This window comes from Natronobeatus ordinarius, assembly GCF_024362485.1.
In the GTDB taxonomy this organism is placed as follows: Archaea; Halobacteriota; Halobacteria; order Halobacteriales; family Natrialbaceae; genus Natronobeatus; species Natronobeatus ordinarius.
Genome location: NZ_CP101456.1, coordinates 2,048,431 through 2,064,062, shown reverse-complemented (window position 1 = coordinate 2,064,062; position 15,632 = coordinate 2,048,431). Strand labels below are relative to the sequence as shown.

Sequence of the window (15,632 nt, the reverse complement as noted above, 5' to 3'; positions counted from 1 at the left end):
GAGATACACTGCCAGTGCGCAAAAAGTCTCGGCTACGCGGATTTGCGTTCCTCTCGCTCGGTGGGGACGAACAGCCACTCGCTCGTCAGATCGTACGCACCGACGGCCACACCCGGCCGGGTTCGTATCGCCTCGAAAAAGCGGTCCGTGATCACTTCCTCGACGACGCTCTTGATCGAATCCGCCTGACCCGCGTCGTTCACTTCCCCCAGGATACCGATTTCGAGCTGTGCACCGGCCATGTCGGCGTGTCCGCCGGCGCTGCCGATCTGGTCGTACGCGTCACGAAGCGTCTCCCCGAGGTCGACGTCGCTCGCCCGTGATCGCGCCGAGACGTACACCATCTCGTCGACGAATCCGAACACGAGCGTCGTGTCGACGTCGTCCATCGTGAGTAGCTGGTCGGCCGCCTGTGGAAGCGCGTCGCGATCGGCGATCCGACCCGCGCTCGCGACGACGACCGAGCCCTCTCGCGTCCGGTTCTTGATCGCCCTGGCGATCGTGTCGAACGTCTCGCCTTCGACCGTCGGCGACTCGACTTGCTGGAGCACGCCCTCGTCGACGTGTGGGGAGAGCGTCGCCGCCGCGCGAAAGTCACTCGAGGAAACCTCGCGCGTGAAGTCGTTCGTGTCGATCCGGATGCCGTACAACAGTGCCGTCGCCGTCCGCCAGTCGAAGCCGACGCCGGCCCGGTCGAGGTACTCGGTGAGCACCGTACTCGTCGCGCCGGCGTCCTCGCGGAGGTCGCAGAACGTAGCCGGAACGGGACCGCGAGGCGGGTGGTGGTCGACGACGACGTCCACGCTGAGATCTTCGGGTAATCCATCGTTGACACCCGGCCGGGAGTGATCGACCAGCGCGAATCCCGCATACCCCTCGAGTGAGTCCTCGGGCTCGAGGTTCCGGAGGTCGAACTCGAGGAGGTTCACCATCGCCCGGTTCTCCTGGTGTGAGATCTCCCCGTAGTAACAGGGGTCGGCGTCGACGCCGACGTCGGCGGCGAGGTCACAGAGGGCGACGGCGCTCGCGATGGCGTCGGGGTCCGGGTTGTCGTGCATGACGACCGCGAGCCGTCCGTCGATCGTCGCGAGCTGTCGTCGCAACGCCAGTGCTCGTTCGCTCGACTCACTCACCGTCCGCTCGAGCAGTTCCGCAGCTACCTCGTCGCCGGGATCGACGACGTGATCGGCGATCGACGCCATTACCCGTCGATCCGCTTCGGTCACGTTTCCGCCGCCGTAAACGACGAGGACGGCGTCTTCGAACCGCTCGCTCACGAACTCGAGGGCAGCCCGGTTGTGATCCGTCCGGTCGCCAGCGATGCAGACGACCGCCGGCTCCTCGAGGGACTCGAGGAGGGACGGATCGGTCGGATCGCCGGCTCGGGCTCGAACGCCCTCCTCACGGAGGGTCGTGACGACGTCTTCGTCGTCGTCGATGACCAGCAACTCGCCGTCTCGGTCGGTCAACTGCTCGACGATTCGGAGTCCAACAGTCCCACAGCCGAGAACGAGCCGGGAGACCATATCGCGGGTTGCAACCGAGAACGGTAAAAGCTACCGGCTCAAGGGACGAGCGCCGCAGCTGCCTCGCTGGCGGCGTCGGCGATCGGCCCGAAGCCGGGCAGGACGGCGACGGTCATGACGGCGGCAAAGAGGATCGCCACGTAGAGACCGGTCGGCTGGGCGAGCGACTCACGCGGCGTGACGGGGTCGTCGATCCAGACCGCCTTGACCAGCCGCGCGTAGTAGTACAGCGAGAGCGCGCTGTTGACGACGAGCGCGGCGGCGACGACGAGCATAGACGTGCTGCCGATGCCGACCGCGCCGGTGAAGAGGAAGTACTTGCTCCAGAAGCCGCCGAAGGGCGGGACGCCGGCGAGGCTGAACATGAACACCGCCAGCGCCGTGCAGGCGATCGGTGCCTGGGCCGCGAGGCCGTTGTAGTCCTCGAACGTGCGCCCGACGCCCCAGTACTCGGCGAGGCCGACGAACAGGAACGCACCCGTGTTCATGAAGCCGTACACCAGCAGGTGCATCATCGCCGCGCCGAAGACGAGCTCGCTGCCGGCGCCCAGACCGGCGAGGCCGATCAGCGCGTAGCCGGCGTGACCGACCGAGGAGTACGCGAGCATCCGCTTGACGTTCTCCTGGGTCGCGGCGGCAAAGTTGCCGACGGTCATCGTGACGATCGCGAGCACGATGAACGCGAACGACCAGTCGATTCCCAGCTCGAGCATCGGCCCGATCGGGAACGCCTCCGTGAAGATGCGGAAGGCGATCACGAAGCCGGCGGCCTTCGAGGCCGAGGAGAGGAACGCCGAGATCGGCGCGGGTGCGCCCTCGTAGGCCTCCGGCGCCCAGAAGTGGAACGGGACGCTCGCGGTCTTGAACGCGACGCCGCCGATCACCATGAGGACGCCCAGCCCGAGCAGGCCGCTGTAGGCTCCGGCGTCGCCGAGGGCGTTTGCGATCGCCTCGAGCTGGAGGTGGCCGGTCGCCCCGTAGACGAGGCTGATCCCGTAGAGCATGATCGCCGAGGAGAGCGCGCCGATCAGGAAGTACTTCAGACCGGCCTCGACGCTGCCGCGGTTGTCCTTTAAGATTGCGACCAGCGCGTACGACGGCAGGCTCGCCAGCTCGAGCGCGATGAAGATCGTCACGAGGCTGTTGGCGGCGGCCATCGTCGACATGCCGGTCGCCGCGAGCAGGACGAGCGAGTAGTACTCGGCCTGGTAGGCGTGGCCGTCCATGTAGTCGTAGCTGGCGACGGCGACCATCGCGGTGACGACGGCGACGACGGTCATGAAAAAGAGCGCCATGCCGTCGACGACCAGCTGGCCGCCGAAGAGGTCGATGGCGCCGCCAGTCTCGGCCTGGCCGACGCCCGCGACCGTGAACCAGACGGCGACGCCCAGCGAGGCGAGCGCGCCGGCGGTCGCCGTTCCCGCGAGCAGCGTCCGGTTGGTCGCTCGCGGGTTGATGCTGTCGACGACGAAGAGCGCGAGCGCCGTCAGCGCGAGGATCAGCGCGGGGGTGAGTGCCGTCCACGGTGGGAGTTCGATCAGCGTCATCAGAGGTCACCTCCATGCTCCAGAATCGGATCGACCGCGTCCGTGATCAGCTCGAAGATCAACTCCGGGGCGACGCCCAGCGCGATGATTAGTCCGAGCAGGACGAACATCGGGGCGAGGTCGTGCAGCGGCGCACGGCCTACCTCGTAGTCAGTCTCGAGTCGGTACGGGCCGAAGACGGCCCGCTGGAGCGCAAAGAGCAGGTAGCCCGCGACGATGACGATGCCGAACATCGCCAGCGCGGTGAAGATCGGCGCGTACGGCAGGCTCTCCGAGCCGAAGGCGCCGAAGAAAATGAAGTACTCCGCGGCGAAGCCGCTCATCAGCGGCAGGCCCATGTAACCGAAGGCGCCGGCGACCAGGATGCCGACGGCGACCGGCATCCGGTCGGCCATTCCGGACATGTCGGTAACCATCCGGGTGTGGGTGGCGTTGTAGATGACGCCGACGGCCATGAACATCAGCCCCGAGATGAGCCCGTGGCTGACCATCTGGAAGGTCGCGCCCCCGACGCCGAACTGGGTGAGCGCAATCAGCCCGAGGATGACGTAGCCCATCGACGACACCGACGAGTAGGCGACGATCCGTTTGAGGTCGGTCTGGGCGAGCGCGAGCATCGCGCCGTAGATGACGCTGATGACGGCGATCGCCGCGATCGGGATCGCGAAGGCGGTCACGACCTCCTGTGGGAACATCGTGAAGTTGAACCGTAACAGCGCGTAGGTCCCCATCTTCAACAGGACGCCCGCCAACAGCACCGACGCGGGGGTCGGCGCCTCGACGTGGGCGTCCGGCAGCCAGGTGTGGAACGGGACGACGGGCACCTTCACCGCGAAGCCGAGGAACATCGCGACGAACACGAGCGACGTGAGCGTCGTGCCGTCGACGCCGAACAGTCCCTCGGGACCGACGGTGAGCATCGCCTCGGTGATCTCGGGCAGGGCGAAGCTCGTCACGGCGTCGCCGAGCCCGAAGACGAGCGCGATGAACGCCCCGAACATCACGAGCGACGCCACGTTCGTGTAGACGAAGAACTTGATCGCGGCGTACTTCCGGCGCGGGCCGCCCCAGACGCCGATCATCAGGTACATCGGGATGAGCACGGCCTCCCAGAAGATGAACCAGAGGAAGAAATCGAGCGCCGCGAAGACGCCGATCAGGTTCGCCTCGATGAACAGCAAGAGGCCGTAAAACTGCGCCTCCCGGTCGTCGATCGGCGTCCACGAACTCACGATCGCGAGCGTCGTGAGCACCGTCGTGAGGATCACGAGCGGCAGGCTGATCCCGTCCAGTCCGACGAACCACGAGATGGTGTACGGCCCCAGGTCGATCCACTCGGCCTGGGATTCGAACGCGAGGTCGCCGTCGAGCAAGGCGTTCCCGCTCCCGTCGAACGCCGCGAACAGCCACAGTGAGAGCGCCACGGGCACGAGGCTGACGACGAACGCGAGTTTACCGGCGATGCGATTCGGCGCGACGAACGTCACGAGCGCGCCGACCAACGTGACTGCGATCAGGGCTTCGATCATCATAGGAACCAGCCTCCGTGAACGCCGAGAGCGACGAGTAACGCCAGGAAACCAAGGACGATCAGCGCCGCGTAGTTCGTCACGACGCCGGTCTGGATCCGCTTGAGCCCGCGACTTCCGAACAGACTCACGCTCGAGATCCCGTTGACGACGCCGTCGATGACGCTCTGGTCGAACCGGTCGGCGGTTCGAGCCAGCGGCAGCGTGAGGCTCCGGGCGAGCCAGACCTGGTACTCGTCCTGGTAGTAGTTGCTTCGCGCGACGCGGTAGGCGCCGCCGAGTTTCTCCGTGTGCCGGACGGGTTCAGGCACGTTGTACAGCTTCCAGGCCACGCCGGCGCCGGCGAGCGCCAGGCCGAGCCCGAGGCCGGCGGCGACCAGCAGCGTGACCGTCTCCGAGCCGGCGATGACGCCGCTCTCGTAGGCGACAAGCTCACCGTAGGCCGAGTAGGTCAGCCCCTCGACCGCGCCGTACTCGCCGTCGAGCCAGAACTCGAGGAACGTGATGTCCAGGTTCAGGAGTTTGGCGACGGGCGCGAGGTTGGCGACGCCGGCGACGAGCGCGAGCACGCCCAGGGTCGCGAGCGGGAACTTGATGCTCCAGCCCACGGGGTGTGGGTCTTCCGCGGCCTCGCTTCGAGGCTCACCGTGGAACGTCAGGAACACCATCCGGAAGGTGTAGAAGCCGGTGAAGAAGACGGCCACGAGCCCCATGGCGTACGCGGCGAGGATGAACGGCTCGTTGAGCCCGACGATCAGCGCATCGTAGAGAATCTCGTCTTTCGACCAGAAGCCCGAGAACGGGATGATTCCCGCGAGCGCGAGCGCCCCGGCGAGGAACGTCCAGTAGGTGACGGGCGCCCTCTGCTTTAAGCCGCCCATCTTCCACATGTCCTGTTCGTGGTGCATGAGGACGATGACGGCGCCGGCCCCGAGGAACAACAGCGCCTTGAAGAAGGCGTGGTTCATGAGGTGGAAGACCCCGGCGACGTAGCCGCCGACGCCGAGAGCGAGCATCATGTAGCCGTACTGGCTGATCGTCGAGTAGGCGAGTACCTGCTTCACGTCGTCTTTGACACAGCCCATCGTCGCGGCGAACAGCGCGGTGAAGCCGCCGACGAAGGCGATGATCGCGAGCGACGTGGGGCTGAGTGCGTAGTAGCCGAACATCCGGGCGACGAGGTAGACGCCCGCAGCGACCATCGTCGCGGCGTGGATAAGCGCGGAGACGGTGGTTGGGCCTTCCATCGCGTCGGGCAGCCAGGTGTGCAGCGGGAACTGCGCGGACTTACCGATCACGCCGCCGAGCACCAGCAGCCCGGTGATCGTCACCCACGTGAGCGCGTCGACGCCGAACAGCGTTTCGTTCGCCTCGATCGCCTCCTGGGCCGCCGCGACGAACGAAGCGTCGCCGGCGAACTGGACCGTACCGAACGTCGCGGCGATGGCGACCAGCCCGAGCAGGAAGAAGTAGTCACCGAAGCGCGTCACCAAAAACGCCTTCTTCGCCGCCGAGGGCGCGCTGCGCGTGCGGAACCAGAAGCCGATCAGCAGGTACGAACAGAGGCCGACGAGCTCGAAGAAGATGAAGGCCATTAGCAGGTTGTCCGCGTAGACGAACGCGAGCATGCTGAACGTGAAGAGGCCGAGCTCGGCGTAGTATCGCGGCAGTCCCGTCTCACCCTCGGCGTTCATGTAGCCGAGGCTGAAGACGTGAACGAGCAAGGCGATCAGCGAGACGATCACGAGCATCAACGCCGAGAGCGGATCGAGCAAGATACCGAACGTGAACTCGATCCCCTCGACGCCCGTCTCGCTCGTCGGGTCGCCGGCCGCCCACTCGAGTAGCGTCTCGTGGTAGGTTTCGCCGGCCGCGACGGCCGCGAGCACCCACAGCGAGAACAGCAGCGACGCTCCCGTGGCGACGATGCCCGCGAGCGCGCCCTTCTTCGGCATGTGTTTCCCGAAGACGAGCACGACGACGAACGCCGCGAGCGGGAACAGGGCGATGGCTGGGGCGAATTCGAATGCAGTTTCCATCTGTTTACCACCTCATCGCCGACGGTACCGTGACGTCGACGTCACGGAAGTTGCGGTACAGCACCAGGATGATCCCGAGTCCGACGGCGACCTCCGCGGCGGCGAGCGCCATCGCGAAGAGCGCGAACACCTGCCCCGTGAGGTTGCCGTGGTAGAACGCGAAGGCGATCAGGTTGATGTTCGCCGCGTTCAGCATGAGTTCGACGGACATCAGGAACAGCAGCGCGTTTCGACGCGTCAGGACGCCGAACAGCCCGATACAGAACAGGGCCATCGACAGCAGGACGTAGTACTCGACCGGGACGCTCACGCGTCCTCACCCCCTGCGTCGGCGGTCTCCGATCGGGTTCCACCGTTTGCGGCCGCCTGTCGCCCGCCCGCCGCACCGCTCGAGGCGTCCGATGGAGCGCTCGAGAGCGCCGTCACGGGCTCGCCTTCCTCCTCGCGCTTTGCGAGTACGAGCGAAGCGTCGAGCGCCGCGTCGAGGACGATGGCGATCAGGATGAACGAGACGAGAAAGCGCTCGGTCCCGCCGATCGCGCCCTCGGTCGACTGCATCGTCGTCAGGTCGAGCAAGGCGTAGCCGATCTCGGAGGTGACGGAGATCCCCTCCGGGAAGCCGCGCATGCTCCCGAACCCGGTGTTCACGACGATCAGCGCCATGAGCCCGAAGAGGGCCACGGCGAGCACGCCGGGAACTAACGCCTTGCCGAGGCGCAAGCTCGGACCGGTCGTCATGTCTGTACCACCTCGTCTGCTGTCTCCGGTTGCGTGAGCATCACGGCGAACGTGATGAGAATGAGTACCCCGCCCACGTAGACGAGAATCTGCATCATGGCGACGAACTCGGCCGCCAGCATCACGTAGTGGACCGCGACGCTCATCAGCGCCACACCCAGCAGCAGTGCCGAGTGCCAGGGGTCCTGTAAGAGGACGACGCCGATCGCGCTACCCAGCGTGACCGCCGCGAACAGCGCGAACGCGATCAACTCGTATGTCATTGGTGTGATCTGGTTGGGTCTGCCTGTTGAAGATTTCGAGACTATCCGGCTTACTGGTAGTCGACCTCGCCGTCGCCCTCGCCGACCCACGCCCCCCGGTCGGGTTCGCGTGACTCGAGCGGGTCGATGTCCTTGTACCACGGGACGGCTTTCAGCTGCTCTTTGTTGTAGACGAGGTCGTGTTTGGTGTCGCCCGTGAACTCGAAGTTCTGGGTGAGCAAGATGGCGTCGACGGGGCAGACCTCCTCACAGAGCCGGCAGTAGATGCACTGACCGACGTGGAGGTTGTACTGCTCGCCGTTGCGCTGGTCGTCCATCACGATCTGGATCGTGTCGTTTGGACAGACGTTCTCACACTGGCGACACCAGATGCACCGTTCCTGGCTGAACTTGTGGATCCCCCGGAACCGTGGCGAGATCTCCGGCGCCTCCTCGGGGTAGGAGACGGTGAACGTCTCCCCGTCCAGCGCGTGTTTCATCGTCGTTGCCATCGATTTGAGTAGTCCGATCATGCTATCATCCCCACGATGACCGCGGTGAGTACCAGGTTCGCGAAGGCCAGGACGAGCATGCCCTTCCAGCCGATCTCGATGAGCTGGTCGATCCGCACGCGCGGGATCGCCGAGCGCAGCCACTGGGTGAGCAAGAACACCGCCCAGATCTTCACGAGGAACCAGACGATGCCCAGTTCAGCCGGACCGGGACCGGCGGGGCCGCCGAGGAAGATCGTCGCGATGATCGCACCCCCGAGGAAGATGTGTAAGAACTCCCCGAGGTAGATCAGGACGAAGTAGACCGAGGAGTACTCGGTCTGGTAGCCGGCGACGATCTCGGTCGGTGCCTCGGGCGTGTCGAAGGGGTTTCGACCCACTTCGGCGAAGTTCGCCGCGAGGAACAGTACGAACGCGAACGGGTTGACCAGTGCGTACCACGCCGGAATCGAGACGCCGGCGATCGTAACGAGCGGCTCTGCCTGGGCGGCGACGATCTCGCTCAGCTGGAGCGTCCCGGCGAAGATCACCACCGACATCCCCGTCACCACGAGCGGGATCTCGTAGGCGATGTTCTGTGCGACCGCGCGCAGGCCGCCAAGCAGCGAGTACTTGTTCGCCGAAGCGTAGCCAGCCATCACGAGCCCGATGCTCGCGATGCCGGCGATGGCGAAGACGTACACCAGGCCGACCTCGGGGTCGGCGAGTTGGATGCCCGATCCCATCGGAATCACGGCGAAGCCGAGCAACGCCGAGCCCGCGACGACGATCGGCGCGAGGTCGTACGCCGGCCGGTCGGCGTTCTCCGGGATGATCATCTCCTTCGAGAGCAGCCGAACGGAGTCGGCGACGATGATGAACAGTCCCGCCGGCCCGAGGTGGGTGACCGCGATCCGGTCGGTGAACGCGGCCGTGATCTTTCGTTTCGCCCACGGCCCGGCGACGCCGGTCATCGCGAGCATGATGTTGCCGACGATGAACGCGGCGATGAAGGCCGCGAGCAGCTCGCCAGCTATCCCGTACTCGCCGAGCCCGGTGAGGTCGCTGATCCGCTCGGGCAGCAGGTACGTATCGCCGTTCTGTAACGGAACGACCATCAGCGATCCACCTCCCCGAGCACGATGTCTAAGCTCCCCAGCGACGCGATCAGGTCAGGAATGTACTCGTCCTGCACCATCTCCTCGAGCGCCGAGAGGTTGTGGTAACACGGGCTGCGGATCTTGAATCGGGCCGGCTTGTCCGTCCCGTCGGCCCGGATGTAGATGCCGAGTTCGCCCTTCGCGGCCTCGACGGCCCGGTAGGTCTCCGTATCGGCGTCCGGTTTCAGAGTGCGGGGGACGTTGGCCTGAATCTCGCGTTCGTCCTCGGGCCACTCCTCGAGCAAGTCGACACACTGCTCGATGATCTTCGCCGACTCCTCGACTTCCTGCATGCGCACGAGCACGCGCGAGTAGTTGTCCATGCCGTCCTCGGTGACGACGTTCCACTCGAGATTCTCGTAGTAGCCGTAGGGGTCGTCGCGTCGGAGGTCGTAGTCGACGCCCGAGCCGCGGGCGACGGGACCCGTACAGCCGTAGGATTTGGCGACCTCGGGCTCGAGGATGCCGGTGTCCACACAGCGGATCTGGAAGATCTCGTTTCCGGTGACGAGGTCGTTGTACTCGGCGACTTTCGCGGGGAGGTCGTCGAGGAAGTCCCGGACGTTCTCGAAGAACTCCTCGCGCGGTTCGGGCAGGTCCCAGGCGACGCCGCCGAGCCGGAAGTAGTTGAACATGAGCCGCTGGCCGGTGAGGTCCTCTAAGATGTCCTGGACGACCTCCCGATCGCGGAACGTGTACTGGAAGACGGCGGTAAAGTCGCCGTAGACGTCGAGACAGAACGTGCCGAGTGCGAGCATGTGCGAGGCGATCCGGCACAGTTCGGCCGACATCGTCCGGATCACCTGGGCGTACTCGGGCACCTCGATGTCCGCTAAGTCCTCCGCGGCACGCGCATAGGCCCACTCGTTTAAGATGCCCGCCGAGACGTAGTCCCACCGGTCGGGGTAGGGCATGATCTGATGGCGGTAGGTGCCGTTCTGGCACATCTGCTCCTCACAGCGGTGCAGATAGCCGATGTCTGGGTCGACATCGACGACCGTCTCGCCGTCGAGCACCGCCTTCACGTGGAGCACGCCGTGGGTCGCCGGATGGTGTGGACCGATGTTCAGGAACATCGTGTCCGACTCGGCGTCGTGGTGGTCGGGCTGGATCGGGTTCGCGTGCTCGGAGAGGGTGACAACCTGTGGTTTCCCTTGGTCGTAGTCGAGGCTGAGCGGGTGGCCCTGCCACGTCTCCGGCAGCAGGATCCGGCGCAGGTCGGGATGGCCCTCGTACTCGATCCCGACGAGGTCGTAGTTCTCGCGCTCGGCCCAGTCGGCCGACCGGAAGACGGGTTCGGCCGTCTCGCTCACCGGCTCGTCGACCGACGTCGGCACGACGACGCTCACCTCCTGGGTCGGATCGGCGTACTGTTTGAGGTGGTAGATCGTCTCGTAGCGGTCGTCGTACTGCTGGGCCGTCGCACACGAGAGGTGATCGAAGCCCGCCTCCTCGCGCAGGTCGAACAGGACGTCCTGGACGGCGTCCGGCCGAATTACGAAGCCGGGGGCGTTCAGGTGATCGTCACGGGCGAGTGCCCGATCGCCGATCAGTTCCTCGAGGTCGTCCTCGGTGATGTCCGTGCGTACCAGTCCCGTGCTCATGGCGAATCAGCCCAGTTGTAACGCATGACGAGGTCGTCCTCGTCGATCTCCTTGGCCAGCTTCTGGACGAGTTCGTCCCGCGGCAGGTCGCCAAAGCGCTCGAGTTCGTACGGCTTGACGACGACGGGCGAGGACTCGCCGTTCTGGATCCGTTCCTGGAGTTTGAGGACGCCGTAGATGAGCGCCTCGGGCCGCGGCGGGCAGCCCGGAACGTGGATGTCGATCGGGATGATCTCTTCGGCGCCCTTGACGACGTTGTAGCCCTCCTGGAACGGCCCGCCGGAGATCGTACACGACCCCATCCCGACGACGAACTTGGGTTCAGGCATCTGATCGTAGACGCGCTTCATCCGGGGGCCGAACTTCGAGACGATCGTCCCGGGGACGATCATCACGTCGGCCTGTCGGGGGGAGGCACGCGGCACGCCCGCGCCGTAGCGGTCGATGTCGTGTTTGATCGCGTACGTGTGTATCATCTCGATGCTGCAGCAGGCGATGCCGAACTGCAGCATGAACATCGAGTTCCCCCGCACCCAGTTCATGAACTGATCGAACTTGGTGAGGATGAACGGTGAGGCGCCGAACGCCTCCCTGAGTTTCGAGTTGAACCGGTCGTCGACGCCGCCGCCCATGCGAGCGTCCCGGGTGTCGGTTCCTGGTGCGGTACTGCCGTAGATTTCCTGGCGTGGTTCGTTACTCATGGTCGATCGACCTCGGCTTCGACCTGACGCGGACTTTTCGCCCACTGTACGGCTCCGGTGCGCCACGCCCACGCGAGTCCGACGACGAGGATTCCGACGAACACCAGCATCGGTCCGAGCGCGTGTGCGAGCCCGACCTCGGCGACGGCATCACGGTAGACGACCGCCCACGGGAACAGCAGGACGGTTTCGATGTCGAAAACCAGGAAGAGAAGCGCAACCATGTAATACTGGATGTTAAAGCGGATGCGCGTTCCGCCGGTCGGCACCTCGCCACTCTCGTAGGTGGCGCGTTTACTCGTTTCGGGTACGCTCGGTCGCAGGAGATACGACACCGCCATCATCCCTACCGGGATCAGCAGCCCCACGAACGCGAGTGCCCCGACGGCTATCCATTCATTCATCTCCGTACCGTCTTGAGCTTCGAAAGCCACCCATATAAGGGTTGATTCTTCGCGTTTTTGCTGGTATCGGCGTCCTCGGGCCGTCTCTCCCGAAATTATTATCGCGAATGATCGGGTAGAATGTCGGTGCGTCGAGCCAGCCGTGACGAACGCCGTCGCTGCGTCTGCAACCGACGGAGAGCCGCTACGAGCCGGTCACTCACTCGAGAACTCGAGCGTACCGCGGTCGTGCAGCTCCCGGGAGACGTCGCCGACGTCCCCCTTGAGCCGCTCGTGGTAGGCAACCAGCCGATCCCGGAGGTCGTCGTGCTCGAGGGCGAGAATCTGGGCGGCCGAGAGCGCGGCGTTGAACGACTTGCCGGCGTCAACGGCGACGATGGGCGCGCCGGCGGGCATCCCGATCACGCTGTCGACGGACTTCTCCTGGACGGGGACGCCGATCACGGGAAGGGGATAGGCGATCGAGGCGGTCATGTTCGGCAGGTCGGCAGACTTCCCGCCAGCCCCCGCGATGATGACCTCGATCCCTCGATCCGCGGCCGTCTCGGCGTAGGCGTACATCAACTCGGGGGTGCGGTGGGCCGAGGTGACGTACGTCTCGAACGTAAAGCGTGAGTCGGGCGGATTCTCGAAGTCCGTCTGCTCTTCGAAACCGAGTTCGTCGACGAGGGCGTCGTACGCCCCCGGCCGACGGCCGCCGGTCAGCATCGTCTCGAGGTCCGAGTCGCTGCCCATCACGATGCCCACGTCGGGCGTCTCCTCCGGCGGCTTCTCCATCGCCGCCTCACGGTGCAATCGGTCGATCAGATCGGATACGCTGTCTGCCATGGGTTACTCGTTGAACGTAATTGAATCGCGGAGTTCGCGCGCCGTCTCGAGCAGCTCCGCGCGCGTCTCGCCCTCGCGCGCAGTGACGGTAATATGGCCCATCTTCCGCAGCGGGCGGGCCTCGTGCTTGCCGTACCAGTGGAGGGAGGCGCGGGGCGTCTCGAGAATTCGGTCGACGTTCGAAAGGCGTGCCTCCCGCGTGTCGTCGACGTCGGCAAGCAGGTTGGCCGTCACGGTGGGGCTGCGAAGCTCGGTCGAGCCGAGGGGCCAGCCGAGGACGGCGCGGACGTGGGCGTCGAACTGCGAGGTGACCGCCCCCTCGATGGTCCAGTGACCCGAATTGTGCGGTCGCGGGGCGATTTCGTTGACGAGAATCTCGCCGTCGGCCGTCTCGAAAAGTTCGATGCCGTACGTTCCCCGGCCGTCGAGTAACTCGAGGACGTCCGTCGCGACCGCCCGGGCCCGCTCGAGCGCGTCGTCGTCCGAGCGGGCGGGGACGACCGTCTCCCGGAGGATCTCCTCCTCGTGGACGTTCTCGCCGACGGGGAAGGTGGCGACCTCGCCGTCGCCCTTGACGGCGATTACAGAGATCTCGCGCTCGAAGTCGACGAACGACTCGACCATCGCCGGCCCGGCGACGGCCTCGAGGGTGTCCTCGGTCTCCTCGGCGGACTCGACGGGGACGTTCCCCCGACCGTCGTAGCCGCCCGTCCGGGCTTTGAGCATCACGGGCGCACCGAACTCTTCGATCGCCTCCCGGACGTCGTCGGCGTCCTCGACTGCCCGGAACGGTGGCACTGGGATTCCGGCCTCACGGAGCGCGCGCTTCTGGTGGAGTTTGTCGTGGATCAACTCGAGCGTTGCCGGCCGCGGATGGACCGGGATGCCGGTCTCTTCGCTCACGCGATCGAGCAGGTCCTGGTCGGCGAGCTCGATCTCGAAGGTGAGGACGTCCGCCCGCTCGGCGAGCTCGCGGATGCCCGCTTCGTCGTCGAAGTCGCCGACGAGCTGCTCTCTGCAGACCGCCGAGGCTGGACACTCTGGCGTCGGGTCGAGCACGATCACCTCGACACCGAGAGGTCCCGCCGCCTCCGCGAGCATCCGACCGAGCTGTCCCCCACCGACGACGCCGAGGGTCGGTCCTGGCGACTCGAGTGTGGTCATCGGGCGGCGGTTCTCCGCGCCGGCGCTTAAGGGTTCTCAATCGCCCACTCCAGCACGTCCGAGTCGCTTTACCAGCCCGCTCAGCAGTCGATCGCGGCCCGCTCAGCAGTCGATATCGAGGGTGAAGTCCTCACCGACGGTCACGCTGCAGGACCGGTCCTCGAGCGAGAAGCTGAACTCGACGATGACGGGATCGGTGTCGACGACGGTCTCCGTGACGGCGCCGAACGCCGCCAGTCGGTAGCGCCACGGTCCGACCTGCCGGGGACCCACCCCCGCCGACTCGAAGAACGCGCTGACGGCCGGAACGGTGAGGACGTACTCGAGCAGCGGCCCCTGCCCGCTCGTCCCGCAGCTGTCACACTCGATTCCCAGCAGACTGTGAAACCGTTGCCCACACCGCTCACAGCTCCCCGCTGCCGTCCGCTCGTGGGACTCACAGCCGTCGATCGAACAGTCGATCGGCGCGTGACAACTCCAGCAGAAGCCGTGGCCAGCCGTGGTTACCTTCGAGAATAACTCGAGCGTCGCCACGTCGACCAGCGCCGCCATCGACAAGTCGGTGGCCCCAGAGGCAGGAATCTGGACGAAGGTGAAGTTGCCGTCGTCGGCCAGCCCATCGCAGTCTTGACACCGGACGCTGACGATCTCCCGCCGATACTCTCCGACCAGTTCGCCACCGCAGAAGGGACAGGGCTCCTCGAGCGGCCGTTTCGGACGAGTTTCGTACTCGAACGACGAATACCGTTCGATCGATCGCATGAGGTTGTAGCCCAGCGGCGTGAGCACGTAGCCGTCTGTGCGTTTCTCGACGAGAGTGCCCGTTAGCTGACCGAGATGGTAATTGAAGTTGCCGCTGTCTTCGGCCCCCGCCCCGGCCAAGAGCTCGGAGTAGGCGATTCCCTCGTGGCTCTCGGTCACGTACGCGCTGAACGAGAACCGTTCCCAGAGGACGTGCATGATCTGCATCCGGGTCTCGTTGGCCAGCAGGTGGAATACCTCGTCGATTGCGTCGATGTCGTCCCCCATGTCACTCATTGAATTGATTTTACCTCGATGCGGTGCCGAGTCCCGCGCTGGCGTGTAGTTCGCATCCCCGTTCGACCGCCCCACACCCACGTCTGTGAGATAGTTCACACTGCTCACACTTCAAACTAGTTCTCTCTCAGGTAGCGTGCTGACCGAACGCTCGGTCACGACCGCGGTCGTGGACGGACGCGCTGGCTCCGTGTACTGTAGCTAGCAGAGTAGCCTCGAGGGAGATCGCGATGCGGACGATCTCGAGCCCATCGACGAGTGAGACTCGCTTGCTCGAGCCGGAACGAACGGTTACTCCTCGTGAGGCCGGAGGGATTTGAACCCAGAGGACTTCGCTTCGCTCGTCCTCTGGGTTCAAATCCCTCGCTCATCCAGTACTCACCGCTCACGAAGTTGTTCGCGGTGAAGAAATGGGGTCGGAGGGATTTGAACCCCCGATCGACTGATATCTCCGGTGCGCCTCGGAACTCCAGAGGGTCATCACACGGACACTGATCAGGTGTCCGATCAGTATATCAGTCTGGAGTTTCGTCCCAGGCGCGTTACCTCTGGAGTCAGTCGCCATGCCTGGCTTGGCCACGACCCCTCGAGCAATCCTTGGGTGATTACCCCTAAAGCCGT

General features: G+C 65.2%; 15 protein-coding genes and 1 tRNA gene. All 16 read right to left on the bottom strand.

The features are described 5' to 3' along the window. Nucleotides 1–32: 32 nt before the first annotated feature. The 16 genes from NMQ09_RS10640 to NMQ09_RS10565 all read right to left on the bottom strand — a co-directional run bounded on the left by NMQ09_RS10640 (nucleotide 33) and on the right by NMQ09_RS10565 (nucleotide 15,597). The gene (locus tag NMQ09_RS10640; protein ID WP_255190558.1) at nucleotides 33–1,526 is read right to left on the bottom strand and encodes a DHH family phosphoesterase; all 1,494 of its coding nucleotides are present in this window, start codon (nucleotides 1,524–1,526) and stop codon (nucleotides 33–35) included. A gap of 38 nt (nucleotides 1,527–1,564) precedes the next feature. Continuing rightward, on the bottom strand, nucleotides 1,565–3,073 hold the full coding sequence (locus tag NMQ09_RS10635) for an NADH-quinone oxidoreductase subunit N (protein ID WP_255190557.1): 1,509 nt from the start codon (nucleotides 3,071–3,073) through the stop codon (nucleotides 1,565–1,567). Continuing rightward, nucleotides 3,073–4,605: a complex I subunit 4 family protein gene (locus NMQ09_RS10630; RefSeq protein ID WP_255190556.1), complete on the bottom strand. Its 1,533-nt coding sequence runs from the start codon at nucleotides 4,603–4,605 to the stop codon at nucleotides 3,073–3,075. Before NMQ09_RS10630 ends, NMQ09_RS10635 begins: the two co-directional genes overlap by 1 nt. Continuing rightward, nucleotides 4,602–6,641: an NADH-quinone oxidoreductase subunit L gene (gene nuoL / locus NMQ09_RS10625; RefSeq protein ID WP_255190555.1), complete on the bottom strand. Its 2,040-nt coding sequence runs from the start codon at nucleotides 6,639–6,641 to the stop codon at nucleotides 4,602–4,604. Before nuoL ends, NMQ09_RS10630 begins: the two co-directional genes overlap by 4 nt. Before the next feature lie 4 nt (nucleotides 6,642–6,645). Beyond that, entirely contained in the window at nucleotides 6,646–6,951 is a 306-nt protein-coding gene (nuoK, locus tag NMQ09_RS10620; protein WP_255190554.1) for an NADH-quinone oxidoreductase subunit NuoK, read from the bottom strand. Further along, the gene (locus NMQ09_RS10615) at nucleotides 6,948–7,379 is read right to left on the bottom strand and encodes a hypothetical protein (protein WP_255190553.1); all 432 of its coding nucleotides are present in this window, start codon (nucleotides 7,377–7,379) and stop codon (nucleotides 6,948–6,950) included. Before NMQ09_RS10615 ends, nuoK begins: the two co-directional genes overlap by 4 nt. Continuing rightward, on the bottom strand, nucleotides 7,376–7,642 hold the full coding sequence (locus NMQ09_RS10610; RefSeq protein ID WP_255190552.1) for an NADH-quinone oxidoreductase subunit J: 267 nt from the start codon (nucleotides 7,640–7,642) through the stop codon (nucleotides 7,376–7,378). Before NMQ09_RS10610 ends, NMQ09_RS10615 begins: the two co-directional genes overlap by 4 nt. 50 nt (nucleotides 7,643–7,692) lie before the next feature. Then, nucleotides 7,693–8,154 (bottom strand): NuoI/complex I 23 kDa subunit family protein, encoded by a 462-nt coding sequence (locus NMQ09_RS10605; protein WP_255190551.1) that lies wholly within the window; start codon nucleotides 8,152–8,154, stop codon nucleotides 7,693–7,695. Next, nucleotides 8,151–9,230 (bottom strand): complex I subunit 1/NuoH family protein, encoded by a 1,080-nt coding sequence (locus NMQ09_RS10600; RefSeq protein WP_255190550.1) that lies wholly within the window; start codon nucleotides 9,228–9,230, stop codon nucleotides 8,151–8,153. Before NMQ09_RS10600 ends, NMQ09_RS10605 begins: the two co-directional genes overlap by 4 nt. Continuing rightward, entirely contained in the window at nucleotides 9,230–10,876 is a 1,647-nt protein-coding gene (locus tag NMQ09_RS10595) for an NADH-quinone oxidoreductase subunit D (RefSeq protein ID WP_255190549.1), read from the bottom strand. Before NMQ09_RS10595 ends, NMQ09_RS10600 begins: the two co-directional genes overlap by 1 nt. Then, entirely contained in the window at nucleotides 10,873–11,577 is a 705-nt protein-coding gene (locus tag NMQ09_RS10590) for an NADH-quinone oxidoreductase subunit B (RefSeq protein WP_255190548.1), read from the bottom strand. Before NMQ09_RS10590 ends, NMQ09_RS10595 begins: the two co-directional genes overlap by 4 nt. Beyond that, nucleotides 11,574–11,981 carry an NADH-quinone oxidoreductase subunit A gene (locus NMQ09_RS10585; RefSeq protein ID WP_255190547.1) on the bottom strand — a complete coding sequence of 136 codons (408 nt, stop codon included), beginning with the start codon at nucleotides 11,979–11,981 and terminating at the stop codon, nucleotides 11,574–11,576. The genes NMQ09_RS10590 and NMQ09_RS10585 overlap by 4 nt, the downstream gene beginning before the upstream one ends. A 195-nt stretch (nucleotides 11,982–12,176) precedes the next feature. Beyond that, complete coding sequence (locus NMQ09_RS10580) at nucleotides 12,177–12,809, bottom strand: AIR carboxylase family protein (protein ID WP_255190546.1); 633 nt, start codon at nucleotides 12,807–12,809, stop codon at nucleotides 12,177–12,179. Between the two features lie 3 nt (nucleotides 12,810–12,812). Next, a complete protein-coding gene (locus NMQ09_RS10575) occupies nucleotides 12,813–13,973 on the bottom strand; it encodes a 5-(carboxyamino)imidazole ribonucleotide synthase (RefSeq protein ID WP_255190545.1) in 1,161 nt (386 codons plus the stop codon). A gap of 102 nt (nucleotides 13,974–14,075) precedes the next feature. After that, on the bottom strand, nucleotides 14,076–15,011 hold the full coding sequence (locus tag NMQ09_RS10570) for a winged helix-turn-helix domain-containing protein (RefSeq protein WP_255190544.1): 936 nt from the start codon (nucleotides 15,009–15,011) through the stop codon (nucleotides 14,076–14,078). A gap of 411 nt (nucleotides 15,012–15,422) precedes the next feature. After that, nucleotides 15,423–15,597, bottom strand: a tRNA-Trp gene (locus NMQ09_RS10565). Nucleotides 15,598–15,632: the final 35 nt, after the last annotated feature.